The sequence below is a fragment of the Pseudoalteromonas sp. 2CM28B genome (assembly GCF_023161935.1).
Map to the genome: position 1 here is coordinate 302,961 of NZ_JALNTH010000005.1, position 24,423 is coordinate 327,383.

The window sequence follows — 24,423 nt, forward strand, 5'->3', positions numbered from 1 at the left end:
AGAGCAGAGGGTATGCAAGCGTTAGGAATGGAGTTAAAACGCCTTAGAGCAAATAAAAAGTGGACTCAGGCTTATGCAGCGCGTGAAATTGGAATTCAACAGTCGTACCTTTCAAAGCTTGAAAATGGACAGTTTATCCCCTCAACTGAGGTAATTGAAAAGCTTAAACTTTGCTATGGCGAAGGCTGTATTGATAAATGCCTACCTATAAGCTCAGCGATACATAAGCCCTCAAACATCACTTTAATTATGAGCTTGGCTTTATTTATGTGTGGGCTGATAGCCTGGTTGTGTGCAACATATGAAATTTTTTATCCACAAACCTACTTTACCTATCAAGCAAAGCTAGGTGACTTTTTAGCCTTTAACGTCACTCAGCAATACCAAGGCGAACGCTTTATTGAGGGGGATGTGACCTATCAAATTGTAGGAGAAAGGCAAGTCAGTCGAATCGAGAACCGCTTCTTAGTGGTAGGCTCTGCCGTGTGCATATTAATATCTATTGTTGCAGCTTTACTCTCGCAAAGGCATAGGTTTGGTAAATTATAGAGCTGTTATTTAGTTGTTCTTGGCAATTACTCCAGTATTACTCTACCTCAAACATCTATACAGTCGTGTATCGAAATTTTTATCTGTCGCTATAAATGCCTAATAAATTAACACGATTGGTATTATTTTCGATTGGTATTAGGACTATTACGTATTCGTGGCGTGCTTTTTTCTCAAGTGTTCTAGTCTCAACCCAAGCTACGGCGCTTCACTCCACTGCGAGCAGCTAACGACTGAAAGCTTCAAACTTACAGCTTTTTTAAACGCAAACAAAAAGCCCCAGCTAATGCCAGGGCTTTTTTACAAAACTTACTTAATTTAAAAATTAAGCTTGTTTTGGACTAGAAACAACGTCTACTAAAGTCCAAGATTTATTCTTAGAAATTGGTGCGCATTCACGGATAGTAACTACGTCACCCGCTTTTGCTGTGTTGTTTTCGTCATGTACGTGTAGCTTAGTAGTACGTTTGATGAATTTCCCATAGATTGGGTGCTTCACGTAACGTGCGATAGCAACAGTGAAAGATTTTTCCATCTTGTCGCTTACTACACGGCCTTGAAGAGTACGAATTTTATCGCTCATTATTGACCTGCCTTCTGGTTAATAATTGTTTTTACACGCGCGATATCGCGACGTACTGTTCTTAGCGTGTGTGTCTGAGCTAACTGACCAGTGCTTGCTTGCATGCGCAGGTTAAACTGCTCACGAAGAAGTCCTAGAAGTTCAGCATTTAGCTCTTCTACGCTTTTGTCTTTTAGTTCGCTTGCTTTCATCACATTACCGTCCGAGTTACGAAAGTTGTTTTGAATGGCAGTTTACGAGCTGCAAGGTCAAACGCTTCACGAGCAAGCTCTTCAGAAACACCTTCCATTTCGTAAAGTACTTTACCAGGCTGAATTTCAGCAACCCAATATTCAACAGAACCTTTACCTTTACCCATACGAACTTCAAGAGGCTTTTCTGTGATCGGCTTGTCAGGGAAGACACGGATCCAGATTTTACCTTGACGTTTCACGTGACGCGTCATAGCACGACGAGCTGCTTCGATTTGACGAGCAGTCATGCGGCCACGACCAGTAGCTTTCAAACCGAAAGTACCGAAGCTTACTTTGTTACCGTTTTGCGCTAAACCGCGGTTGCGGCCTTTGTGCATTTTACGGAATTTTGTACGTTTTGGCTGTAACATTACTCGCTACCTCTACTTAGCACTTTTCTTGGCTTTCTTTGGTGCGCGTTTAGCTGGCTTCTCTTGCTCTTGTACTAGTGGTAAACCACCAATAACTTCGCCTTTGAAGATCCAAACTTTAACACCAATGATACCATAAGTGGTTAAGGCTTCAGAAGTTGCGTAGTCGATATCAGCACGAAGAGTATGTAGAGGTACACGACCTTCACGATACCATTCTGAACGTGCGATTTCTGCGCCGCCAAGACGACCGCTAACTTCAACTTTGATCCCTTTAGAACCGATGCGCATTGCATTTTGTACCGAACGCTTCATAGCGCGACGGAACATAACACGACGCTCTAGCTGAGAGGCAATGCCGTCTGCTACTAGTTGTGCATCTAACTCTGGTTTACGTACTTCAGAAATATTAATCTGAGCAGGTACACCTGCGATCTTAGTTACCGCTTGACGTAGCTTTTCAACGTCTTCGCCTTTTTTACCGATAACAACACCCGGACGAGCCGTGTGAATTGTTACGCGGATCGATTTTGCTGGACGCTCAATAACGATTTTAGACACAGAAGCCGCTTTTAATTCCTTTGTAAGGAAAGTACGTACTTTGTGATCGCCAAAAAGCTGATCAGAGAAATCTTTAGAACTCGCGTACCAGGTAGAAACCCAAGGTTTAGATATACCTAGGCGAATACCAGTAGGATGAACTTTTTGTCCCATTACTTATACTCCTAGCTATCTGAAACCACAACAGTGATGTGGCTTGTACGCTTAAGGATGCGGTCTGCGCGTCCTTTAGCACGTGGCATAATACGTTTCATTGTAGGACCATCGTCCACAAAAATCGTAGTTACACGAAGCTCATCAATGTCAGCACCTTCGTTATGCTCTGCGTTAGCAATAGCAGACTCAAGTACTTTTTTAACTAATACAGCCGCTTTTTTCGGGCTGTACGCCAGGATTTCTAGAGCGCGATCGACAGGTAGTCCGCGGATCTGATCTGCAACTAGACGAGCTTTTTGCGCCGAACCAGAGGCGAATTTATGTTTAGCTAATGCTTGCATTTATCATTCCCCTCTTAGCGTTTCTTCGCTTTCTTATCCGCAGCATGGCCACGGTAAGTGCGAGTTGGTGCAAATTCACCTAGTTTGTGACCGATCATTTCGTCAGAAACGAAAACTGGTACATGCTGGCGACCATTATGGACAGCAATGGTCAATCCGATCATGTTAGGTATGATCATTGAACGACGGCTCCAAGTTTTAATTGGCTTCTTTTCACCGCTTTCCAAAGCTTTCTCTACCTTCTTCAGCAAGTGTAGGTCTATAAAAGGACCCTTCTTGAGAGAGCGTGGCATGGCTATTCCTCAATATTACTTAGTACGACGACGTACTATAAATTTATCCGTACGCTTGTTCTTACGCGTCTTAGCACCTTTAGTAGGCTTACCCCATGGAGACACAGGATGACGACCACCAGATGTACGACCTTCACCACCACCGTGTGGGTGATCAACCGGGTTCATGGCAACACCACGAACTGTCGGACGAATACCACGCCAGCGATTTGCACCTGCTTTACCAAGTGAACGAAGCATATGCTCAGCATTGCCTACTTCACCTAGCGTTGCACGACAATCAGATTGTACTTTACGTACTTCGCCAGAACGAAGACGTAATGTTACGTATTGACCATCACGCGCAAGGATTTGAACGTATGCACCAGCAGAACGTGCGATTTGAGCACCTTTACCTGGTTTTAATTCTACGTTGTGAACAGTCGAACCTACAGGCATGTTACGCATAGGTAATGCATTACCAGGCTTGATTGGTGCATCAACACCAGACTGGATTGCATCGCCAGCTTTTAAGCCTTTAGGTGCGATAATGTAACGACGCTCACCGTCTGCATATAATACAAGAGCGATGTTTGCGCTACGGTTTGGATCATATTCCAAACGCTCAACAGTGGCTGGAATGCCATCTTTAGTACGTTTAAAATCGATTAAACGGTAATGATGCTTATGACCACCACCGATATGACGAACCGTAATACGACCATTGTTATTACGACCACCTGATTTAGAGTTTTTCTCTAATAGTGGTGCGTAAGGTTTACCCTTATGTAAATCTGGGTTAACCACTTTAACTAGGTGACGACGACCCGCAGAAGTTGGTTTACACTTTTGAAGTGCCATAATTCTAACTCCCCTTATTACTCGGCGCCGCCGACAAAGTCTAGCTCGCTACCTTCTTTAAGAGTAACGTAAGCTTTCTTCCAGTCGCTACGACGACCGAAACGCATGCCAGTACGTTTTGTTTTACCCTTAACGTTAAGTGTGCGAACACCCGTTACTTCTACTTCAAAAAGCTTCTCAACTGCTGCTTTAATTTCAGCTTTAGTTGCGTCATTTGTTACTTTAAAAACAATAGTATTGTTTTCTTCAGCAGCAATTGTGCTTTTTTCAGAGATATGTGGAGCAAGGATCACTTTTAAAAGACGTTCTTCACGGATCATGCTAGCGCCTCCTCAAGTTGCTTAACAGCAGCAGCTGTAATAAGTACCTTGTCGAAAGCAATTAAGCTTACAGGATCGATACCAGCTACATCACGCGTGTCAACCTTGTACAGGTTACGTGCCGATAAGAAAAGATTTTCATCTACTTCTTCAGTCACGATAAGAACATCTTTAAGCTCAAGTTCTTTAAGCTTAGAAACTAGTTCTTTAGTCTTTGGTGCTTCAAGACCAAAGCTTTCAACAACGATTAAACGCTCTTGACGAACTAATTCAGATAAGATGCTTTTGATCGCACCGCGGTACATTTTACGGTTTACTTTTTGGCTGTGGTCTTGTGGTTTAGCTGCGAAGCTAACGCCACCTGAACGCCAAATTGGACTACGGATTGTACCAGCACGTGCACGGCCAGTACCTTTTTGAGCCCATGGTTTTTTACCACCACCGCTTACTTCAGAACGTGTCTTCTGAGCACGAGTACCTTGACGAGCACCTGCTGCGTATGCAACAACTACTTGGTGTACTAATGCTTCGTTAAACTCACGTCCAAAAGTAGCTTCAGAAACTTCAAGAGCGCCAGAAGCGTCTTTAATTGCTAATTCCATCACTAAATCTCCAGGACTTATGCTTTAACAGCTGGTTTAACGATAACGTCACCGCCGATAGCGCCAGGTACTGCACCTTTAACTAAAAGCAAGTTACGCTCAGCGTCAACGCGAACTAGTTCTAAGTTTTGAGTCGTTACACGCTCAGCACCCATATGACCGGCCATTTTCTTACCTTTAAACACCTTACCAGGTGATTGGTTTTGACCGATTGAACCAGGAGCACGGTGAGATAGAGAGTTACCGTGAGTAGCGTCTTGCATGCTGAAATTCCAGCGCTTAACACCACCTTGGAAACCTTTACCTTTAGAAGTACCGGTTACGTCAACTTTGTTGATTTCGTTGAATAATTCAACAGTAAGCTCAGCGCCTACTTCAAAATCGCCTTCACCACCATTTAGGCGGAATTCCCACAGACCGCGACCCGCTTCAACACCAGCTTTAGCGAAATGACCCGCTGCTGCTTTGTTTACACGGCTTGCTTTTTTAGTGCCTGCGGTTACTTGAAGCGCGTTATAACCGTCTGTTGCGTCAGATTTGATCTGAGCAATGCGGTTAGGAGTCGCTTCGATAACTGTCACAGGGATAGATACACCATCTTCAGTGAAGATACGTGTCATACCCACTTTACGACCGACTAGACCTAATGCCATTTTCCTATAACCTCTCTAATCTTTCGATTAACCCAGGCTGATTTGAACATCAACACCAGCAGCAAGATCTAAACGCATTAATGCGTCAACAGTCTTGTCAGTTGGTTCTACGATGTCGATCAGACGTTTATGGGTGCGGATCTCGTACTGATCACGCGCATCTTTGTTTACGTGCGGTGAAGTTAGTACAGTAAAACGTTCAAAGCGTGTAGGTAGTGGGATTGGACCACGTACTTGTGCGCCTGTGCGTTTCGCAGTTTCCACGATTTCCGCCGTTGATTGGTCAATCAAACGGTGGTCAAAAGCTTTTAGGCGAATACGAATGCGTTGATTTGACATTCTTAAACCTCAATATAAAGAGCATTTAAAGAGCATAAAAAAACGACCGAAACAATCTTAATAATTAAGATGCCGGTTGTTGATTTATATCTACGATGAGTTCCAAATCGGAACTCCTGTTTATTAGCTTGAAATCCAAGCTTAATTTATCCCTTCAAGTTCCAGAGGAATCTTGAAAGCCTGCGTATTATAGTGATATTGGTGATAAATGCAACAACTAATTGCAAATTAATTACGGGTGTAAGGCTGCCCAAATAACCGCCACTGGTTATTTATAGCTATAATTGAACTGCTCAGCGCCAAATTAGTCTTATGTTTATAATTTAACCGATTACGCAAATTACAGGATTTTATAGATATTATGGTATCCTATGCGCTAATTTTGCTTTTAATACTCTCAATATGGTGAGTCGATGCGTTTATTAAATTATTGTTTGAATTTTCTTACTAGCTGCGTAAGCCGTGTTTTGGTAAAAAGTAAGGTCCTTCCCCAAAGCCCAATAGAACAATATGACCTTAATCCTGAACACCCTACTTTTTATATAGTACGTTTAAATTCGCGTTTCGATTTAGCTGCGCTTACTAATGTATGTAAAAAGCATGGTTTGCCTAACCCATGCGAATATCAAACGTTAGGAAACCAAGAGCTGGCACGCTTTATTGGTATTAAAAATCCGCCACCTTTATTTGGCGATACCGCTAAACCGACCGCCGCTTTATCACAGGGTAAGCAAATAGTTGAGCATTTATTAAATAGCGGGCAAAAGAATGTACAAGTGGTGCCGGTAACTATTTTATGGGGGCGCGACCCAGGTAAAGAAAAGCCAGGTATTCGTACCTTAATTACCCACTCTCTTACGCCTAGTTGGTTTAGAAAATTTTTCGTTGTGCTTTTTTCTGGGCGCGATAACTTTATTCGCTTTAGCCAGCCACTCGATTTATCACTTATCGTGAACGAAAAAGCCGACGTAAATGAGCTACCACAAAAACTATTACGAGTTGCTCGGGTGCACTTTAAACGCCAAAAACTGGCCGCTACGGGCCCTAAAATGCCCTCGCGCGAGCAATTATTTAACTCACTTTTGGCTTCGCCGACAATAAAAAAAGCAATTCAAGATGAAGCAAAGTCAAAAGGAATAAGCCAAACAGAAGCCCGCCAAAACGCGTTAAAACTACTAGATGAAATTGCCGCTAATTACTCTGAGGCAATGATACGTGTAGGCGACAGAATTTTAACCTGGCTGTGGACTAAGCTTTATAACGGTATAGATATAAAATACACCGAGCAGATTCATGAGCTAACAAATAAAGGCCACGAGATAATCTATATGCCGTGTCATCGCAGCCACATGGATTACTTGTTACTTACCTATGCTATATACCATCAAGGTTTGGTGCCGCCGCATATTGCCGCGGGCATTAATCTTAACTTTTTCCCTGCCGGTGGTATTTTTCGCCGCTCAGGGGCGTTTTTTATCCGCCGCTCGTTTGCCGGTAATAAACTTTACTCAGCCGTATTTAAAGAGTATTTAAGCCAGCTATTTATTAAAGGTTACTCAGTTAAGTTTTACACTGAAGGCGGGCGCAGCCGTACAGGCCGATTACTACCGCCAAAAACCGGTATGCTCGCCATGACATTGCAAGCAATGCTACGCGGCATAGACCGCCCGGTTTCTATTGTGCCGGTATACATTGGCTATGAACATGTAATGGAAATCAATACCTACTTAAAAGAGCTTGCCGGTAAAGATAAAAAAGGCGAGTCCATTTTTGGTATTTTTAAAGCCATTAAAAACCTTAAAAATTACGGCCGTGGTTACTTAAATTTTGGCGACCCTATTTCTATAAACCAATACTTAAACGACAACCAACCTGATTGGCGCGATGCAATACACCCTACCGATGTGCAAAAGCCGCAATGGCTAGGCCCTCAAGTAGCCGCATTGGCCGACCAAGTAATGGTAAAAATTAATAATGCCGCAGCACTTAACGCTGTGAATTTACTGGCTATGATTTTGCTAGTTAACGACAAGCACGCGTTAAGTAAGCCTAAGCTATTAGCGCAACTAGATTTTTACTTACGCCTACAACGCGATGCAAGCTATAGCGATAAAGTCACGGCCCCCGATGAAACACCAGAGCAACTATTAACACACGCCATTAAGCTTAATAAGTTTGATGTTATTAGCGATGAATTTGGCGAAATTATTGCAATTAACGATAAAGAAAGAACCCTGTTTAACTATTATCGTAATAATATTTTGCACTTATTTGCTGTGCCAAGCCTTATTGCTTTGCACTTATTTAAGCAACACAGTAGTACAGTTGAGCAATGCCAAAAGCTTGTTTCGGCTTTTTACCCTCTGTTTGCAAAAGAATGGTATTTACAGCCGCTAGATGAAAACTACATAAGCCGTATTTTGGCTAACTTTAGCGATCAAAACTTAATTGAGCTTGATGGCGATACCATTCATGTTACTAACACGAATGATTCGTTAGCCAAGCTTGAAATGCTAGGAAGGTCGCTTAGCTTTACGTTACAACGTTATGCTATTGTTGTGGGCTTTATTCAAACCAGTAACGGAATTGAAAAAGCCGAACTAGAGCGTGAAAGCCAAGTACTGGCAAACCGTTTAGGCACCTTACATGGCATTAAAACCCCAGAGTTTTTTGATAAAAAAGTACTGGTAAGCTTTATTGATAATTTACGCGGTGAGCTGCTAATTACTGAAGGTGAAAATGGTATTCACGGTAGTACACAACTGTGTGAAATATACATGTACTTAAAAACCTTATTACCTGCGCGTATATGGCAATCGGTTAGCGACATAGTGCAAGATCAATGTAATTAGCGAGTTGCTGTAATTTAAGCTCTAATTAAACACCATTAAAAAAGCCCCAACATTTAACATGTTGAGGCTTTTTTGTACGTTTAGTTATTAAACAGCGACGCTACATAGAGGCGCTTATCTCTTGGCAAAACCTTTAGCGAAAGCACTGCTAATTTGCGCTTAACAGCCAGTCTATTGCTAGTAAACCTAATCAAATTAACGCTGGCGCATCACCCCTTCTTGAATCGTTGATGCGACTAAATTACCTTGGCGGTCAAAAAACTGGCCTCTTACCAAGCCTCGCCCAGAACTAGCACTTGGGCTGTCTATGGTATATAAAATCCAATCGTCCATTCTAAATGGGCGGTGGAACCACATAGCATGGTCAATCGTTGCCACTTGCATATTTGGCTGCATAAACGATACGCCATGAGGCTGTAATGCCGTAGGTAAAAACTCAAAGTCAGAGGCATACGCTAATAAGTAATTATGAATGCGTTGATCGTCGGGCATATCGCCATTGGCTTTAATCCAAATGTGCTTTACGGGCTCAATAACCTCTGGCTTAAATGGGTTATGAAAAGTAACCGGACGCATTTCAATGGGCATTTCGCGTATAAACTTATTACGGATCACCTCGGGTATGTGGTGGGCGTTTTCTTGATAAAACTCAAGCGACGAGCGAAGCTCCTCTGGTGGCGGTACATTAGGCATGGTTGCTTGATGCGATAAGCCTTCTTCTTCACCCTGAAACGACGCAGTCATATAAAAAATAGGTTTACCGTATTGAATAGCGCTTACTCGGCGGGTGCTAAAGCTTTTACCATCGCGGATGGTTTCTACGTCGTAAACAATCGGTTTTGCGGCGTCGCCGGGGCGTAAAAAGTAAGAGTGTAATGAATGAACAACACGTCCTTTTGGTAGCGTTTCTTTTGCAGCAGACAACGCCTGCCCCATTACTTGACCACCAAATACCGCTCTAAACCCTAGATCTTGGCTTTGCCCACGATATAAACCTTGTTCAATTTCTTCAAGTGACAATAACGATAATAAATCATCTAATACTTGGCTCATTTGCTGTTCTCTCAATCCCCAGATAAGCTAATGATACTATACAATGCAGCTATGTAAATCTAACTAAATGAGTAACGCTATGAATTATTGGCTATTTAAAACTGAGCCCGATGCTTTTTCGATTGATGATTTAAAAACAGCGCCGCAACAAACCACCCTATGGGAAGGCGTGCGTAATTATCAGGCACGTAACTTTATGCGTGACGATATAAAATTAGGTGACTTAGTATTTATTTACCACTCGAGCTGCAAACAAGTGGGCGTTGTGGGTATAGCCACTGTCACTAAAGAAGCCTACCCCGACCCAACCCAGTTTGATTTAAATAGTGACTATTACGATGCGAAAGCCACTAGTGATAAACCGCGCTGGTTTGTAGTTGAAGTAACCTATAAAAGCCATTTAAACAAACGCGTAAGCTTAAAAGACATTAAAGCAAACGAGGCTATTACCGAATTAGCCCTTAAAAAAGCAGGCCGCCTTTCGGTAATGCCAGTCACTCAAAACGACTGGGAGCAAATAATAGCCATGAGCAATTAAGCTCAGTAAGTAAATATCAAGCTGTATTAGTAGCTAACCATTAACGGGCTAAAGCTTGGCTATGTTTGACCTCATTTGGCCGTGTTTGATACGATCCCCCGCGAGTTATAATTGGGGGATTAATGAAACTACTGTATTGGTTAGATGAATGGTTAACGCTTTGCCGTGATGAACAACAAACTAAGCTGCCTATGTGTGGCGGCGACCTACTCGGCGATGTGTATGTAAAATACGAATTTGTTGATTTAAATAAGCCCCTGCTTTTTACTTTTTCCCCCGCGGGCACAAACGTCCAAGAACACGACCTAACCGATGACTTTGCCCCTTGGGGCTATCACTTAGCGCAAAAACAAAATGTTAATGTTATTTCGTTCCAACATTTAAGCAAAAGCAATTGGTTTAGAAGCCGTAATTTAATCTTCTTTTTGGAGCAGCTATCAAGCTTACTTACACCGTTTAAGTGCCGCTTAGGCTATGGCCTTAGTCGCGGTGGTTTTGCTGTTGGCGCGTTTGCAAAATTACTTAAATTAGATCAGGTTTTATTTTTTCATCCTGTTAGCACCAAAAACACCGAATCAGTTCCGTGGGATACCCGCTCCAGCACAGAGCTTGCGCAGCAATTTGATTGGCAAAGTGAGTATAACGACCTCGATTTAGGCCATGCTAAGGGGTATATAATTTATGACCCCACCAATAAAATAGACCGCCTACATGCTAAGCGGTACCCACAACTGACTCATTTAAGAGTGTTTGGCATGGGCCACGGTACCCACGCAAGCTACCTCACTAAGTTTGGCTTTTACAAACAGGTGGCTGTTGACTTTATACGCCACCAGCAGATTGATATAGCGCAGTTTCGTTTGCAAACCAAAACTTTGCGCTTAAAAGAAGAGTATTATCAAAGCCTAAATAAGGCAAATGCGAGTTCGCCTCACCGCTTGGCATTGTTAAGTACAGCACATCAAATTTTAGCAGATGAAAAAGAAGTGCATGTGCAAGAACATCAGGCCAAAATAGATATTCAGCCGTTAATAGATGTCGCACTTAAACATCAAGATGAACACCCAAATGATGCTATTCAGTTATTAGAAGTTGCCCAACAAATAGTGCCAGATGATCCGCTGGTTGAGCACAAGCTCAAGCAGCTAGAATAGACCTATGACGGTTTATTCTTCTTTCTTTTTTTGTGACCATGCTTGGGCACAATCGTAAAATACATAAAAAGCCCCAACCACGAAAAAATAATTACGCCTAATAACCAGCCGTTTTTTTCGTGGCCTTGGGTGCGCTTACTATTAACCACTATCACCACGGGTAATATATAAGCGCTTAAAATAATTATTAAAAATACTACTTCATTCATTATTTAACCTAAGCCTTGGTTATTTGGCCAAGCTTTGCCAATCTACTTCATTTGTTAGCACACGCTCAAGGGCAATGTAGTGCAGGATATCGCCCGCATTTACCTTGTAATCAAGTGGCGGATTTAAATCCATATTTTGTGCACTTAAGTTATGCGCCACCCCTAACAAAATAGCATTATAGTCATGCTTAAAATGATGAAATAAAGTGCCAAACTCCATCTCTTCGCATTCACTTGGAATAGCTAGGCTAAACTGCGTGTCGCCGTGCAATGTAGATAATAGCTCTTCTTGTACTCGACTCGAGCCTGGGTCTTGCATTGAGCGTACTAAAATCTCAGCCGACTTAGCGCTACTACACTCCACATTCTGGCAATGCTCAAGCAACATATCGACCTTGGTTTCATCTAAAAAGTGCGCACTAATATGGCACTCATCTTTAACTAAACGGCTAATACGCAGTGCAGTTGTAAATGTTTGGTCATCATCTTGCCCATCAATAATAACTTTGTCGGCACGGTTAATAGCTACGCGCTCAAGCTCTTCTAAATCGGTAAAACTTGTTAGGCGGGCAAAGTCGACATTTTCGTTAGTTAAAAATGGGTGATCCATTTGCTCAGTCACCGCCAACAAAATACGGCGGTCGGTACGTTTGGTATCGGCCAGGATATAATCAATCATTTTTTTTGTTCGGGTATCGTGCCAACCAAAAATAATAATGTGGTTGTTACTGTGAGCAAAGTTTTTATCACCAGTCATAGCGCGCCTAATTAAGTAAGTCACTGTTTGCCCTGTTTTTCCTAACAGAACGCCAAATAAAGCTAATCCAAACGGAATTTGTATTAAAGCCACAACCCAACGCCCCAGCTCGCTGGTTGGGCTAAAATCGCCGTAACCCACTGTTGAGGTAGTTACTGTGTAGTAGTAAAAAAAGGTCGTAAACGAGGTAAGCGCTTGCTCATTTGCAACAAACAGCAGCCCCCAAGTCACTAACATATGAGCAAGTATTGCAAGCACCACGGCTTGCCAGCTCAGCTGATCGATATGAGCACGAACAAGTAGCGCTAGCCTCTTAAATATTACCGGCATGATACAAAATCTTTGTTAGTAAATTATCTATAAACAGTACGTTACTGTAAGCCATGCTTTTAAGCAACGTTTAAGCCTTTAAGTAAGGCCAGTTACCCTTTTAGGATTAAATTTTGTTCAACCTATAAGATACTCAGGCCCTAAAATATAAGACTAAATGCGGGTTTGCTAATGTGCTAAGAGCATGATTAATTATAATAAGACTAAAAAACACACAGACACATTATGCTTAATAAAATTGCCACACCGTTTACCAAATTAGTAGAGCGCTACTTACCCGACCCTTTTATATTTGTCATATTGCTGAGCTTAATTACTTTACTCTCTGCCAGTATTTTTACCCCCGCAACACATATTGAAGTTATTAACGCATGGGGGAGTGGTTTTTGGAACCTGCTTAGCTTTGCCATGCAAATGCTGTTGGTGCTGATTACAGGTTACATGCTAGCAAGCACGCCCATTATCAATTCGTTATTAAACAAACTGGCGGCGCTTGCTAATTCAGCGCCAAAAGCGATTATTTTAGTCACGCTTATTTCGCTATTAGCCAGCTGGCTTAATTGGGGGTTTGGCTTAGTTATTGGGGCTTTATTTGCCAAAGCAATTGCAAGGCAAACACAGGTCGATTACCGCCTATTAGTTGCCAGTGCTTATTCTGGCTTTGTGGTGTGGCATGGCGGCTTAGCAGGCTCAATTCCGCTTACGATTGCTACCGAAGGGCACTTTTCACAAAATAGCATTGGCATAATTAGTACCGAGCAAACCCTGTTTGCTGGTTTTAACATAGCAATATTAATTGGCTTATTTATTATTATGCCGTTGGTTAACCGCTACATGCTACCCAGTGATAAAAACAGCGTGTATGTAGACCCAGCACTTATTAAAGAGCCCCCGCCCGTACATGAAAAAATTACTCGCCCAGCTCAGCATTTAGAACACACAAAGCTGCTTGGCATTTCGATTGGTTTACTTGGCCTTTGCTATTTGGCGTATTACTTTATAGTTGCAGGCGGTAGCCTAAACCTAAACAGTATTATTGCTGTGTTTTTGTTTTTAGCCATTACCTTGCACCAAACACCGCATAACTTGCTTAATAGCTTGCAACAAGCAATTCCCAGCGGAGCGGGTATTGTCATTCAATTTCCGTTTTACGCAGGTATTATGGCTGTGATGGTCGACAGCGGTTTAGCGCAGCAAATATCGCGTGGTTTTATAGCTGTTGCTGATGCCGATAGCCTGCCATTTTTTAGCTTTATAAGTGCAGGGCTTGTTAATATGTTTGTACCTTCTGGTGGCGGGCAATGGGCAGTACAAGCACCTATTGTTATACCCGCAGCGCAAGAGCTGGGCGCCGATATATCACGTGTTGCTATGGCGGTTGCCTGGGGTGATGCGTGGACCAATTTAATTCAACCCTTTTGGGCTTTACCGGTATTAGCCATTGCAGGGTTAAAAGCAAAAGACATTATGGGGTTTTGTGTTGTGCAGTTATTTGTAACGGGGGTATTTATATCGCTAGTGCTTAGCTTTTACTAACCCTTAATAACGCGCAGTATTTAGGTATACTGCGCGTATAGCGATTAGCTTGATAAAATCGTCATCGGCAGGCTCAATATTGGGTTTTCTGAATCTGCAAAGTGCATCATTACTGCCACATGGCCTGCAACTACAATGGCGTACATAGCGGCTGAAAAACCTTGGCCGTATTTATCAAGCGGCAATAAATGCGAGTAATGTCGGCCGCGCCATTCAAATACGATTTCCAGTGCGCCAACAAACAAAAAGAACACCAGCAACATTAAGCCAAATGTGTAGCTCAGCCATAAGCCAAATAACACACCGAGTAAGCACACACTTAAACCGACCCAAGAGCGCATTGAAAAGCTGATACTTTTTAAAACATGCCCACCATCAAGCGGTAAAATGGGTAGTAGATTAAATAAGTTAAGTAGTGCGCTTAATACTGCAACACCGGCAAATATGTCCATTTCGGTGGCGTAATAAAGCACCACACCTAGCACTGAGGTAAACAAACCAAACGCTGGCCCCATGAGGGATATAACTACATCTTGCCAACGTGTTGTTATTTTATCGTCACTAACAGCCAATCCGCCTACAAAGGGAATAAGGTAAATACCCTTGGTTTTTATGCCAAAGTATTTCATGGCTCTAACGTGTCCGTATTCATGTACCACTAAACAGGCAATTAGCATTAGTGCAAATTCAATACTAAATAACCATGCATAGCCGGCAACCGATGCACTCGCTAAAGCCACCTTAATTACTTTTGCACTTTTAAATAATTTAAAGCCCAATGCCGCTAGCCCTAAAAAGCCTTTTTTGGGCTGGCTATTTACTGGCGCAGGTAAAGCTAGTTCAGTAGCAAACACACCATCAACAAATAACGATAAAGACTGCTCATGAACATGTGAGCTATCAATCCCTATTTGCTTATTATCTAAAGTAAATTCGGCGTAATGCTCTTTGGGTATTGCAAAGCTTATGGCCTGTTGATTGTGAAATATTTGTACTATTTTATGCCCAGATACCATTAGCGTTAATGGTTGCTCTGCAAGCATGAGATCGATTTTTATCATGACTAAAACCAGTTAAAACAATGGCGCTAGTATACCGATGAATTTAAAAAACACGAATTGCCTTAAACCATAAGCGCAAAAGCACTTAGAAGATAAAAAATAATATAAAACTAAGCTGACAAAAGGCTGATCAGGCGCTATTTTTACAGTACTAATATATTAAGCAGTTACAAGGATAGAGCATGTCGATTTCGGTACCCAATATTTTAGTTGTGGATGACTCAAAGGCGATTTTAATTGTTATGGAGGCCATTTTAAATGAGCTAGGAGTCTCGAATAAAGTTACAAAATGCCTGAGTGCTCAGCAAGCGCTAACTCACGTAACCAACGATATAAACTTTTACGATATTGTATTTACAGACTTAAACATGCCTGAAATGGATGGTATGGAGTTTATAAGAAAACTAGGCGAGCTTAATTTTACAGGCGCAGTAGTTATAATTTCGGAAATGGATCATAAGGTTATTAACCTAGCTGCCAATTTAGCGCGTCATAGCAATATTCATTTAGTCGCAAATTTAGCTAAACCCGTGCAACTTAGCCAAGTAAAAACCGTTTTACAAAAAGCAAAGCACTTAGCAGTACATAACGACCTTTCTCATGCCTCTATTTCAGAAAAAGCATTGCATGAGGCAATCAATTTAAACGAGATAATCCCTTACTATCAGCCAAAAATAAATTCTCAAACCAGTGAAATAGAAAGTATTGAGGTGCTAGCGCGCATCGTTAAAACGCACACTGGCGAAATTATCTCGCCCAATCGGTTTATTTCGTTATCGGAGCAATCGGGGTTAATTAATCAAATTACCTTTAGCTTATTTGAGCAAGCCACCAGCGACTTAAAAGCTATACGTACAAACATTGCTGCGCATCTAAAACTGGCTTTTAACCTATCTCCCACGCAACTAGATGATTTAAGCTGCCCCAACAAGCTGATGCTTATACTGCAGCTCAATGAGCTATCACCTAGTGATATAATTTTAGAGATTACCGAGCAACATGCGCTGTCTAGCCTTTCTCAGCTAGAAACCTTAAACAGATTAAGAATGCATGGCTTTGGCATATCATTGGATGACTTTGGGGTTGGCTTTACCAACATGAACCAGATTAAGCGCCTGCCTTTTACTGAAATAAAAATTGACCGTACACTTATTAGTAATATTGAAACAGATCAGTTTTCGCAAGTGGTGGTCAGCTCACTGGTTGATATTGCCAGCCAAGAGCAATTAGCCCTTGTGGCCGAAGGCGTAGAGCGCGCCGAAGAATCACTCTACTTAAAAAACTACCGCACTAATTTAGCCATGCAAGGATTTTTGTTTACCTGCCCTAAAGCCAAAGACGATTTTATAGAGTGGGCACTAAACTGGGTAAATACAACGGGGGGCACAATTAAACGCTAACCTTCAACCCCGTCGTAATTATTTATTATCTCGGGGCGTGTCGTCATCTTCACTAACTATGTGCTCGCTGCTTGCTAAACGCTGGCGCCAGCGCTGCTTGGCGACCATGCGCATATTGGTCGATTGGTCGCGCTCATCAACAATTTCAAGCCCCATAAGGGCTTCTATCATATCCTCTAGGGTTACAATGCCTTGAACATCACCGTATTCATCAACAATTAAACATATGTGAGTACGCTGTTTAAGTAAGGTTTGTAGTAGCGAGGACACATTATGCCCTTCGGGTACCGTATGAATAGGCTTAACTAATTTGCTAATTTTATAATCGGTACCTAAGCGGTGATAAGCCAACATAATGTCGTTTTTATGCACAAAGCCAATTATGTCATCGGCGTCTTTATCAAACACTAACACGCGCGAAAATGATGACGAGCCATGCTCGCTCATGTACTGATCGACCGTTAACCCTTTATGCACTTTATACAGCACAGTACGTGGCGTCATTAAGTCGGTTAATTTCGCATGCCTAAAATGTAAAAGGTTGCGGATTATTTCTGACTCATCGGCATGGATTGCCCCTGTTTCGGTGCCTATATCTGCCATGGCTTCTATTTCTTGGCGAATATAAAAAGCCTCATCGTGCTTGGCCCCCATTAAATTAGTAAGCTTTTGAGCAAGCCACACAAATGGTTTTAGCGATATCACTAAAAAGCGTAAAGAATAGGTCACGCTAGGGGTTAAGGCACGCCAATAATTGGCCCCTAAGGTTTTTGGAATAATCTCTGAAAGTACCAATACTAAGAGTGTCATTATGGCAGAGGCAATTCCTACTGCCGCATCTGAAAAAACCACAGCGGCTTGTGCACCCACACCTGCAGCGCCAGCGGTATGGGCCACTGTGTTAAGCGTTAGTATTGCAGCAAGCGGTTGATCTACATTATTTTTTAGTTTTTCGAGCTGCTTTGCAAGTTCAGGCTGTTTTTTGCGTAATAGCGCCACATAGCTGGGCGAAATACTTAACAGTACAGCTTCCATTACAGAGCATAAAAAAGAAATAACGATGGCAGCAACCATGTACACAATCAGTAAAGTCACTTTTTCTCCGATGAGTTGAACATATGGGCATGGTAACAATACATGCTATATTTGGCCAAATAACTATCAATAATAGGCACAAATATGAGAATTAGCTCACCTTGGACCACAAAAAATAAATTACTAAAACAAGCAGCTACCTTTTTTGCTCTTGGCAGCTTGAGTTTGACAGCAATAGCAGCCCCGCTTGATAAATCAAATATCGAGTTTATTGGCCCTTTAGGCGAAAACATGCAAGTTAAGCCATTTCAAACACCACACGGCCAAGCCATTATTAATAACTTATTAGAGCAGTTGCAACGTAATACGCAAAGTGTGTCTGTATTTGGTAAAAAGCATAGCTGGCAGCCGTTTAATAAAGTAAACGCACTTACTTTAGGTGGCATACAAGCGCTTAAGTTCAATATTGAAACAACCCGCTATAGCCAAGGCACATTAACTATAAAAGGGATAGAGAACGCTCAGTTGTTTATTGATGCCAAACTTCAAAAAGGCGATAACCACACATACTCTTTATCGTTAACTAATGGCTCTCATAGTGTGATTGTAGTGGCGCAACAAGTGGCTAACTGGAACAACGTTTCTCTCGATTTTGAACCCAAAGCCGACACTGACAACATTACAATTAACACCTCTACAACTAAGCGACTTTCAGCCGAGCAACTTTTTGATGCACCCACCATTAGTGGACTTTCTTTAGCGCCCGATGCTAAGCAATACGTTACCAGCACACGCAGCTATTCAAATAAAACAGCTAACCAAGCAAACGTGGTAACTGAGCTTAAAAATAGCCAAAATCAAACCTTGTATCGCTTTGAAGGCCAGCAACCAAGCAATATGGTATGGAGCCCCAATAATCAATTTTTAGTTTATATGCTAGGGAGTGAACTAAAACAGCTAAACCGCAAAAACCTCAGCATTAAAACATTGGCCAGAGAGCTTGAAGGCGCGAGTAACTTTAACTTTTATGATAACAACAGCCTTATTTTTAGCTGGTCTAAAACCCCCGAAGACAACAACAGCTTAACTAAGCACTACAAAGGCCTTCAAGATAGATGGTCATACGCACGCAATGTAAGTCAGCTCTATATGTTAGACACCAACAGCGGTTTAACCAAAGCGCTTAGCCAAGGCCCTATTTCGCATAGCTTAGAAGATGCAAACACTAATCGTGGCAAAGTATTAATGAGCCGCCAAGTTATGGTTATGCAAGCCACCACCCACCCAGAAACTGAACTGGTGGAACTTGACTTACAATCGAATAAAATAACGTCTTTTGGTAAATTTAAAACCTTTAACCATGCAAAGTACGCCAACAAAGATGTGTACGTTGTTGCTGGCCCAGATTTTAAAAATGGCGCAGGCCGTGCCCTTCCAAAAGGGATGTTAGCTAATAATTACGATGGCCAATTGTACTTACTTAGCGATAACGGTAAAAACGTAAAAGCGCTTAGTAAGCAGTTTGACCCCGCTATAGGTGAATTACATGTGCTTGATAATGGCGATGCGCTTATAAAAGTAACCGAGCAAGATACCCAACCTTTGTATTTATATGACTTAAGCAAACAGCGCTTTAAAAAACTTAATACGGGTTTAGATATCGTTGAGCAATTTAGCTACTCGCACGAGAGAAACCCGCAAGTGCTACTAAGCGGTACCACAGCATCCACCCCTCAGCAGCTTAAACGCTTAAATATAAGTAAAAATAAAACAGACCTAATCTGGGACTCTAAGCCGCTTGCCTACGCTAATACACAAATACCGACTTTGGAAGAGTTTAACTTTACAAATAAAGACGGCGTAGAAATTACAGGGCGTGTGTACTTACCTACTAACCTAGATAAAACTAAAAAACACCCTGCACTTGTCTATTACTACGGTGGCACCTCACCGGTTACCCGTGGTTTTACAGGGCGCTACCCATTTAACTTATGGGCAGCAAATGGCTATGTTGTTTATGTATTACAGCCAACAGGGGCAACTGGTTTTGGGCAAACATTTTCTGCTCAGCACGTTAACGCCTGGGGCGATTATACCGCTAGCGATATAATGCAAGGTACGCAGGCCTTTTTAAAAAAATACGATTTTGTTGATAGCAAAAAAGTGGGTAATTTAGGCGCCTCATACGGAGGCTTCATGACCATGCTACTTGCCACCAAAACAGACATGTTTAGTGCATCTATTGCGCATGCGGGTATATCAAACTTAACCTCGTATTGGGGCGAAGGTTGGTGGGGGTATTTATACTCAGGCGAAGCATCAAAAAATAGCTTTCCGTGGAATAACGCTTCACTTTATAGCGATCACAGCCCTGTATTTCATGCCGATAAAGTAACGACCCCTTTACTACTGTTACACGGCGATAGCGATACCAATGTACCTGTTGGCGAAAGCTTAACCATGTATACCGCCTTAAAGCTTTTAAATAAAGACGTAGAGCTTATTGAATATAAAGGCGCCGACCATCAAATTTTTGCTCGTGATAAACGCTTTGATTGGTGGAACACCATGCTTGCTTATTTTGATAAACAACTAAAAGGCGAACCACAGTGGTGGGACGCAATGTATTCAGATAAGTAACACAGCGCTCAGCACATTTTTAGCTAAATGTGCTGAGCTTACTCACATAAACAGTAACCTTAGGTAAGCCGCCTTTTATATCTGAAACATAAAGTTACCGAAAAGTTACACCGCCCCCTTCTCAGCATTTAACGATTGGTGCTACCATACAGAGCTATAAATATACAAAAATAAGTCCTATGGCAATTAACGTTTTATTGGTTGAAGACGACGAGCTACTCGTTAAGCGCATCCAAAATCACTTTACAGACACCGAATTTTCGATAGAAATAGACCCCACAGGTGCCGATGCCCTAAACATAGTTAGGCAACGCGTAAACCTGCGCAGTGCTATTTCTCTTGCCATTATTGATATTGTATTACCCAAGCGAGATGGGTTGCAGCTAGCCAAAGAGCTCAACACTTTGACCGATATTGGCGTGATTGTTTTATCTAGCCGCGACTCTCAAGCCGATCGTATTGCAGGGCTTGCACAAGGTGCTGATGACTATATTTGTAAGCCTGTTGATTTATTAGAACTTGAGCTGCGCATGCGCGCACTTTATAAACGTATTGCAATTAATCAAGACGATGATGAAAGCGAAGAGTTTATAGAATACGCCGACTTTAAGCTCCACCCCGATAACCGCACATTAATTACCTCATCAGGTATTGAATCGCGCTTAACCGAAGCCGAGCACAAAGTGCTAATTTGTTTAATTAGCAACGCAGGCAAAGCAACCTCGCGAGAAAAAATATCAGAAGAAATAGGCCAACCAGATTGGAGCCCAAATGACCGTACTGTGGATGTTTTAATTGGCCGTTTGCGTAAAAAACTATACGATGAAAAAGACCAAAAACGCATTGTAACCGTGCGCGGCAAAGGTTACATGCTCTCAATTTAGCGCATTAAAATTTTAAACGTAAAAAAACGCAGCAAGCACCGAGCTTAGCACCTTAAAATAATTAAACATTATTGCGGTTCGGTATTATTTCCAGCAGCGTTTAGTTTATTTAGTTAACTGCGCTAGTAACCGCTCAAAAGCGCGATAGTTTAGCGCCTCTTTTAGCTCTTCTAAACTAATATGCTCTGCACCTTTTAAATCACTAATAGTACGCGCCACTTTAATAACCCTATGGTAAGAGCGCGGCGATAACGACAGCTTTTCGCTAGCGCGCGCTAAAAACTGCAACTCAGCCGGGGCTAAAGTGCAATGTATATTCATTTCTTTATTATTTAATCGTGCATTAACCTTACCTTGGCGCTTTAGCTGTGCACTGTAGGCCGCCTCTACTCGGGCTCTTACTTGGGCGCTGGTTTCTTCAGGCTCGGTACTTTGTAGCTCAACACTGGTTAGTCGCGGCAGCTCTATTTGTAAATCGATACGGTCGATAAACGGGCCTGATACGCGCGATAAATAGCGCATCACTTGGTCAGGTGTTGCTCGCTTATCATTATGACACCCGGTAGGGCTTGGGTTTAGTGCGGCTATAAGCTGAAACTGCGCCGGAAACTCCATTTGCCTTGCTGCCCGCGAAATAACCACCGAGCCGGTTTCCATGGGTTCACGCAGCGAATCAAGTACCTTACGTTCAAATTCCGGAAGCTCGTCCAAAAATAACACCCCGTTATGCGCAAGTGAAATTTCCCCCGGTTTAGGGTTTGAAGAGCCACCAACTAAAGCTACTGCCGAGCAAGTGTGGTGTGGGTTTCGAAAAGGCCGTTGGCGCCAATTATTTAAATCAATTGATTGGCCAATAATAGAATACAGTGCAGCCGTTGATATTGCCTCATCGTCTGACATGGTTGGCATTATCGTCGCCATACGCTGCGCTAGCATAGATTTACCCGTACCAGGCGGACCTAAAAAAAGTAGGTTATGGCCTCCAGCGGCGGCTATTTCTAGCACTCGCTTAGCACCGGGTTGGCCTTTAACATCACTTAAATCAAGTAAAAAGTCGGGAGACTGGGCGCAATCTGGGTATTCAATATTTAAAGGTAGCGGCTGCTGATTTAATAAATCCCCCCATACTTCTTGTAATGAGTTAACCGCTTTACGCTTAACGCCGTTCACCAAACTTGCGAGGCTATCGTTGGTAAAAGGTAAAAAGCAGCAACGATTTTGCTCTTTAGCAGCAAGTACAGAGGGCAAAATGGCATTAACTCCCCGCACTTCACCATTAAGGGCAAGCTCACCGTAAAATTCATATTTATGTATATCTGGACACACTACCTGCCCCGAGGCCACTAAAATACCTACGGCAATGGCTAAGTCGAAGCGCCCGCCATCTTTAGGTAAATCGGCAGGAGCTAAATTTACGGTAATACGTTGATCAGGAAAACCAAATTGAGAGTTTTCTAGGGCGCTACGCACCCTGTCTTTTGATTCTTTAACTGAGGCTTCTGGCAGCCCAACAATATTAAATGCCGGTAAACCATTACCTAGGTGTACTTCTACAATAACCTCGGGGGCGTTTATACCCACTTGGGCACGAGAATAGATTCGAGCTAGCGACATTCCTTATCCTAATTAATGGTTTAATTAATTAGTTTAGTCAGAATATTTAAAAACGTGTACTGTGATTTGCCATTTAATAGCCGCAATACGAAGCAATAAGGTGGTTAGCATTGCCATTACCATGGCAAGTTCGGTCGCGAACGCAAAGTGAATTCCCAGCGTATAAACTACACCGCCAGCTATACAGGTAATAGCGTATAACTCGCCTTTTAGCAGCATAGGAATTTCGCGAGCAAGCACATCACGGAGCATGCCCCCAAAGCAACCAGTAATTACACCCATAATAATCGCGGTCATATTTGGCATGCCGGCTAGTAAGGCTTTTTGAGTGCCCATTACCGCAAAAAATGCTAAACCAAATGCATCGGCAATTTGTAATGTGTAGTGCGGAATCGACTTTTGCTTGTTAATAAGCCGCGTGGTAATAAATACCGCGGCTAAAATAGCATAAAAAAAACTTTGATCGTGTAACCAAAATACCGGAACATCTAATATAAGATCGCGAACCGTACCGCCCCCAATCGCTGTTACCGCTGCTAATACTACAACCCCAAAACCATCCATTTTCTTTTCGTGTGCGACCAAAGTACCTGTAACAGCAAACACAGCAATGCCGATTAAATCAAACCAGTGATAAAGTTCAGTCATGAGGAACAACCCAAAATTATTTGTGCCGTTTTAACACAAACTATACAAAGTTTTAAGTAATAACGTATTTTTAGAGAAGTTTATAATATTTATAGTTATTACTTGGGGTATAAATCTAAGAGTGCTTTATAGGGAAAGAAATATAAATTTTAGGCATAAAAAAACACGCCTTAAGCGTGTTGTTTCATTTTATGTATTTCAGTGGTTGCGGGGGCCAGAGCTTATGAAAGGTGAACCGATGACCTTTGCTGGCTAATGGAGAGCTGATACCGACGAGCTATTCATTTCGCTGAATTTCAGGCATAAAAAAACACGCTTTAAGCGTGTCGTTTCATTTTATGTATTTCAGTGGTTGCGGGAGCCAGAGCTTATGAAAGGTGAACCAAAGACCTTTGCTGGCTTATAGAGAGCTGAAACCTACGAGCTATTCATTTCACTGAATTTCAGGCATAAAAAAACACGCTTTAAGCGTGTCGTTTCATTTTATGTATTTCAGTGGTTGCGGGAGCCAGAGCTTATGAAAGGTGAACCAAAGACCTTTGCTGGCTAATGGAGAGCTGAAACCTACGAGCTATCCATTTCACTGAATTTTAGGCATAAAAAAACACGCTTTAAGCGTGTCGATTTAATATAACTTATTATTTCAGTGGTTGCGGGAGCCAGAGCTTATGAAAGGTGAACCGACGACCTTTGCTGGCTTATAGAGAGCTGAAACCGACGAGCTATTCATTTCACTGAATTTTAGGCATAAAAAAACACGCTTTAAGCGTGTCGTTTCATTTTATGTATTTCAGTGGTTGCGGGAGCCGGATTTGAACCGACGACCTTCGGGTTATGAGCCCGACGAGCTACCAGGCTGCTCCATCCCGCG

At 42.2% G+C, this 24,423-nt stretch carries 26 protein-coding genes and 1 tRNA gene; 8 read left to right on the forward strand and 19 right to left on the reverse strand.

Annotated elements, in window-relative coordinates:
- Window positions 1-12: 12 nt before the first annotated feature.
- Complete coding sequence (locus tag MTN96_RS10175; RefSeq protein WP_248531463.1) at window positions 13-549, forward strand: helix-turn-helix domain-containing protein; 537 nt, start codon at window positions 13-15, stop codon at window positions 547-549.
- A 325-nt stretch (window positions 550-874) separates the two neighbouring features.
- On the opposite strand, the gene rpsQ is transcribed toward MTN96_RS10175, so the two are convergent.
- From rpsQ to rpsJ, 11 genes are read right to left on the reverse strand one after another with little or no spacing between them, the layout of a single operon-like run.
- A complete protein-coding gene (gene rpsQ / locus MTN96_RS10180; protein WP_004588693.1) occupies window positions 875-1,132 on the reverse strand; it encodes a 30S ribosomal protein S17 in 258 nt (85 codons plus the stop codon).
- Window positions 1,132-1,323, reverse strand: coding sequence for a 50S ribosomal protein L29 (rpmC, locus tag MTN96_RS10185; RefSeq protein WP_004588692.1), 192 nt, complete (start codon window positions 1,321-1,323; stop codon window positions 1,132-1,134). The genes rpsQ and rpmC overlap by 1 nt, the downstream gene beginning before the upstream one ends.
- Window positions 1,323-1,736 (reverse strand): 50S ribosomal protein L16, encoded by a 414-nt coding sequence (gene rplP, locus MTN96_RS10190; RefSeq protein ID WP_002957890.1) that lies wholly within the window; start codon window positions 1,734-1,736, stop codon window positions 1,323-1,325. Before rplP ends, rpmC begins: the two co-directional genes overlap by 1 nt.
- 12 nt (window positions 1,737-1,748) lie before the next feature.
- On the reverse strand, window positions 1,749-2,450 hold the full coding sequence (gene rpsC / locus MTN96_RS10195) for a 30S ribosomal protein S3 (RefSeq protein WP_004588691.1): 702 nt from the start codon (window positions 2,448-2,450) through the stop codon (window positions 1,749-1,751).
- A gap of 11 nt (window positions 2,451-2,461) precedes the next feature.
- A complete protein-coding gene (gene rplV / locus MTN96_RS10200; protein ID WP_004588690.1) occupies window positions 2,462-2,794 on the reverse strand; it encodes a 50S ribosomal protein L22 in 333 nt (110 codons plus the stop codon).
- 14 nt (window positions 2,795-2,808) lie between these two features.
- Window positions 2,809-3,087 carry a 30S ribosomal protein S19 gene (rpsS, locus tag MTN96_RS10205; protein WP_004588689.1) on the reverse strand — a complete coding sequence of 93 codons (279 nt, stop codon included), beginning with the start codon at window positions 3,085-3,087 and terminating at the stop codon, window positions 2,809-2,811.
- Between the two features lie 15 nt (window positions 3,088-3,102).
- Window positions 3,103-3,927: a 50S ribosomal protein L2 gene (gene rplB, locus MTN96_RS10210; RefSeq protein WP_004588688.1), complete on the reverse strand. Its 825-nt coding sequence runs from the start codon at window positions 3,925-3,927 to the stop codon at window positions 3,103-3,105.
- Between the two features lie 17 nt (window positions 3,928-3,944).
- Complete coding sequence (gene rplW / locus MTN96_RS10215) at window positions 3,945-4,247, reverse strand: 50S ribosomal protein L23 (RefSeq protein WP_004588687.1); 303 nt, start codon at window positions 4,245-4,247, stop codon at window positions 3,945-3,947.
- On the reverse strand, window positions 4,244-4,849 hold the full coding sequence (rplD, locus tag MTN96_RS10220; protein ID WP_004588686.1) for a 50S ribosomal protein L4: 606 nt from the start codon (window positions 4,847-4,849) through the stop codon (window positions 4,244-4,246). The genes rplW and rplD overlap by 4 nt, the downstream gene beginning before the upstream one ends.
- 17 nt (window positions 4,850-4,866) lie before the next feature.
- Window positions 4,867-5,502 carry a 50S ribosomal protein L3 gene (rplC, locus tag MTN96_RS10225; RefSeq protein ID WP_004588685.1) on the reverse strand — a complete coding sequence of 212 codons (636 nt, stop codon included), beginning with the start codon at window positions 5,500-5,502 and terminating at the stop codon, window positions 4,867-4,869.
- 27 nt (window positions 5,503-5,529) lie between these two features.
- Window positions 5,530-5,841: a 30S ribosomal protein S10 gene (gene rpsJ / locus MTN96_RS10230; RefSeq protein ID WP_002957900.1), complete on the reverse strand. Its 312-nt coding sequence runs from the start codon at window positions 5,839-5,841 to the stop codon at window positions 5,530-5,532.
- Between the two features lie 413 nt (window positions 5,842-6,254).
- Between rpsJ and plsB the strand changes: the two genes are divergently transcribed.
- The gene (gene plsB, locus MTN96_RS10235) at window positions 6,255-8,693 is read left to right on the forward strand and encodes a glycerol-3-phosphate 1-O-acyltransferase PlsB (protein ID WP_248531465.1); all 2,439 of its coding nucleotides are present in this window, start codon (window positions 6,255-6,257) and stop codon (window positions 8,691-8,693) included.
- Between the two features lie 195 nt (window positions 8,694-8,888).
- Here the strand turns inward: plsB and tesB are convergent, their stop codons facing one another.
- Window positions 8,889-9,746 (reverse strand): acyl-CoA thioesterase II, encoded by an 858-nt coding sequence (gene tesB / locus MTN96_RS10240; protein WP_004588683.1) that lies wholly within the window; start codon window positions 9,744-9,746, stop codon window positions 8,889-8,891.
- Between the two features lie 79 nt (window positions 9,747-9,825).
- Here tesB and MTN96_RS10245 point away from each other — a divergent pair, with 79 nt between their 5' ends.
- On the forward strand, window positions 9,826-10,284 hold the full coding sequence (locus tag MTN96_RS10245; protein ID WP_054983961.1) for an EVE domain-containing protein: 459 nt from the start codon (window positions 9,826-9,828) through the stop codon (window positions 10,282-10,284).
- A 122-nt stretch (window positions 10,285-10,406) separates the two neighbouring features.
- A complete protein-coding gene (locus MTN96_RS10250; RefSeq protein ID WP_248531473.1) occupies window positions 10,407-11,438 on the forward strand; it encodes a cytosolic protein in 1,032 nt (343 codons plus the stop codon).
- A 2-nt stretch (window positions 11,439-11,440) separates the two neighbouring features.
- On the opposite strand, the gene MTN96_RS10255 is transcribed toward MTN96_RS10250, so the two are convergent.
- The gene (locus MTN96_RS10255) at window positions 11,441-11,647 is read right to left on the reverse strand and encodes a PLDc N-terminal domain-containing protein (RefSeq protein WP_004588680.1); all 207 of its coding nucleotides are present in this window, start codon (window positions 11,645-11,647) and stop codon (window positions 11,441-11,443) included.
- 19 nt (window positions 11,648-11,666) lie between these two features.
- On the reverse strand, window positions 11,667-12,734 hold the full coding sequence (locus MTN96_RS10260; protein ID WP_138578077.1) for a potassium channel family protein: 1,068 nt from the start codon (window positions 12,732-12,734) through the stop codon (window positions 11,667-11,669).
- Between the two features lie 225 nt (window positions 12,735-12,959).
- Between MTN96_RS10260 and MTN96_RS10265 the strand changes: the two genes are divergently transcribed.
- The gene (locus MTN96_RS10265; RefSeq protein ID WP_248531475.1) at window positions 12,960-14,270 is read left to right on the forward strand and encodes a short-chain fatty acid transporter; all 1,311 of its coding nucleotides are present in this window, start codon (window positions 12,960-12,962) and stop codon (window positions 14,268-14,270) included.
- Window positions 14,271-14,314: 44 nt separating this feature from the next.
- Here the strand turns inward: MTN96_RS10265 and MTN96_RS10270 are convergent, their stop codons facing one another.
- Window positions 14,315-15,331 carry a metalloprotease gene (locus MTN96_RS10270; RefSeq protein WP_248531477.1) on the reverse strand — a complete coding sequence of 339 codons (1,017 nt, stop codon included), beginning with the start codon at window positions 15,329-15,331 and terminating at the stop codon, window positions 14,315-14,317.
- 182 nt (window positions 15,332-15,513) lie between these two features.
- Here MTN96_RS10270 and MTN96_RS10275 point away from each other — a divergent pair, with 182 nt between their 5' ends.
- On the forward strand, window positions 15,514-16,731 hold the full coding sequence (locus tag MTN96_RS10275; RefSeq protein WP_248531479.1) for an EAL domain-containing protein: 1,218 nt from the start codon (window positions 15,514-15,516) through the stop codon (window positions 16,729-16,731).
- An 18-nt stretch (window positions 16,732-16,749) separates the two neighbouring features.
- Here the strand turns inward: MTN96_RS10275 and MTN96_RS10280 are convergent, their stop codons facing one another.
- The gene (locus MTN96_RS10280; protein ID WP_004588675.1) at window positions 16,750-17,826 is read right to left on the reverse strand and encodes a CNNM domain-containing protein; all 1,077 of its coding nucleotides are present in this window, start codon (window positions 17,824-17,826) and stop codon (window positions 16,750-16,752) included.
- 84 nt (window positions 17,827-17,910) lie between these two features.
- Between MTN96_RS10280 and MTN96_RS10285 the strand changes: the two genes are divergently transcribed.
- The gene (locus MTN96_RS10285; protein WP_248531481.1) at window positions 17,911-20,406 is read left to right on the forward strand and encodes a S9 family peptidase; all 2,496 of its coding nucleotides are present in this window, start codon (window positions 17,911-17,913) and stop codon (window positions 20,404-20,406) included.
- A gap of 179 nt (window positions 20,407-20,585) precedes the next feature.
- Window positions 20,586-21,290 (forward strand): response regulator transcription factor, encoded by a 705-nt coding sequence (locus tag MTN96_RS10290; RefSeq protein ID WP_004588673.1) that lies wholly within the window; start codon window positions 20,586-20,588, stop codon window positions 21,288-21,290.
- 105 nt (window positions 21,291-21,395) lie between these two features.
- Here the strand turns inward: MTN96_RS10290 and MTN96_RS10295 are convergent, their stop codons facing one another.
- From MTN96_RS10295 to MTN96_RS10305, 3 genes are all read right to left on the reverse strand, one after another.
- Window positions 21,396-22,904: a YifB family Mg chelatase-like AAA ATPase gene (locus tag MTN96_RS10295; protein ID WP_004588672.1), complete on the reverse strand. Its 1,509-nt coding sequence runs from the start codon at window positions 22,902-22,904 to the stop codon at window positions 21,396-21,398.
- Window positions 22,905-22,937: 33 nt separating this feature from the next.
- On the reverse strand, window positions 22,938-23,552 hold the full coding sequence (locus MTN96_RS10300; protein ID WP_055255143.1) for a trimeric intracellular cation channel family protein: 615 nt from the start codon (window positions 23,550-23,552) through the stop codon (window positions 22,938-22,940).
- A gap of 794 nt (window positions 23,553-24,346) precedes the next feature.
- A tRNA-Met gene (locus MTN96_RS10305) sits at window positions 24,347-24,423 on the reverse strand.

Bases quoted from the DNA above. Each gene is read 5' to 3' on its own strand.
- rplC (WP_004588685.1), bottom strand. From the start codon at position 5,502: ATGGCATTAGGTCTAGTCGGTCGTAAAGTGGGTATGACACGTATCTTC.
- MTN96_RS10295 (WP_004588672.1), bottom strand. From the start codon at position 22,904: ATGTCGCTAGCTCGAATCTATTCTCGTGCCCAAGTGGGTATAAACGCC.
- plsB (WP_248531465.1), top strand. From the start codon at position 6,255: ATGCGTTTATTAAATTATTGTTTGAATTTTCTTACTAGCTGCGTAAGC.
- tesB (WP_004588683.1), bottom strand. From the start codon at position 9,746: ATGAGCCAAGTATTAGATGATTTATTATCGTTATTGTCACTTGAAGAA.
- rpsC (WP_004588691.1), bottom strand. From the start codon at position 2,450: ATGGGACAAAAAGTTCATCCTACTGGTATTCGCCTAGGTATATCTAAA.
- rplB (WP_004588688.1), bottom strand. From the start codon at position 3,927: ATGGCACTTCAAAAGTGTAAACCAACTTCTGCGGGTCGTCGTCACCTA.
- rplP (WP_002957890.1), bottom strand. From the start codon at position 1,736: ATGTTACAGCCAAAACGTACAAAATTCCGTAAAATGCACAAAGGCCGC.
- MTN96_RS10175 (WP_248531463.1), top strand. From the start codon at position 13: ATGCAAGCGTTAGGAATGGAGTTAAAACGCCTTAGAGCAAATAAAAAG.
- MTN96_RS10275 (WP_248531479.1), top strand. From the start codon at position 15,514: ATGTCGATTTCGGTACCCAATATTTTAGTTGTGGATGACTCAAAGGCG.
- MTN96_RS10260 (WP_138578077.1), bottom strand. From the start codon at position 12,734: ATGCCGGTAATATTTAAGAGGCTAGCGCTACTTGTTCGTGCTCATATC.
- MTN96_RS10300 (WP_055255143.1), bottom strand. From the start codon at position 23,552: ATGACTGAACTTTATCACTGGTTTGATTTAATCGGCATTGCTGTGTTT.
- MTN96_RS10250 (WP_248531473.1), top strand. From the start codon at position 10,407: ATGAAACTACTGTATTGGTTAGATGAATGGTTAACGCTTTGCCGTGAT.
- rpsQ (WP_004588693.1), bottom strand. From the start codon at position 1,132: ATGAGCGATAAAATTCGTACTCTTCAAGGCCGTGTAGTAAGCGACAAG.
- rpsS (WP_004588689.1), bottom strand. From the start codon at position 3,087: ATGCCACGCTCTCTCAAGAAGGGTCCTTTTATAGACCTACACTTGCTG.
- MTN96_RS10255 (WP_004588680.1), bottom strand. From the start codon at position 11,647: ATGAATGAAGTAGTATTTTTAATAATTATTTTAAGCGCTTATATATTA.
- MTN96_RS10270 (WP_248531477.1), bottom strand. From the start codon at position 15,331: ATGATAAAAATCGATCTCATGCTTGCAGAGCAACCATTAACGCTAATG.
- MTN96_RS10290 (WP_004588673.1), top strand. From the start codon at position 20,586: ATGGCAATTAACGTTTTATTGGTTGAAGACGACGAGCTACTCGTTAAG.
- rpmC (WP_004588692.1), bottom strand. From the start codon at position 1,323: ATGAAAGCAAGCGAACTAAAAGACAAAAGCGTAGAAGAGCTAAATGCT.
- rplV (WP_004588690.1), bottom strand. From the start codon at position 2,794: ATGCAAGCATTAGCTAAACATAAATTCGCCTCTGGTTCGGCGCAAAAA.
- rplW (WP_004588687.1), bottom strand. From the start codon at position 4,247: ATGATCCGTGAAGAACGTCTTTTAAAAGTGATCCTTGCTCCACATATC.
- rplD (WP_004588686.1), bottom strand. From the start codon at position 4,849: ATGGAATTAGCAATTAAAGACGCTTCTGGCGCTCTTGAAGTTTCTGAA.
- MTN96_RS10245 (WP_054983961.1), top strand. From the start codon at position 9,826: ATGAATTATTGGCTATTTAAAACTGAGCCCGATGCTTTTTCGATTGAT.
- rpsJ (WP_002957900.1), bottom strand. From the start codon at position 5,841: ATGTCAAATCAACGCATTCGTATTCGCCTAAAAGCTTTTGACCACCGT.
- MTN96_RS10285 (WP_248531481.1), top strand. From the start codon at position 17,911: ATGAGAATTAGCTCACCTTGGACCACAAAAAATAAATTACTAAAACAA.
- MTN96_RS10265 (WP_248531475.1), top strand. From the start codon at position 12,960: ATGCTTAATAAAATTGCCACACCGTTTACCAAATTAGTAGAGCGCTAC.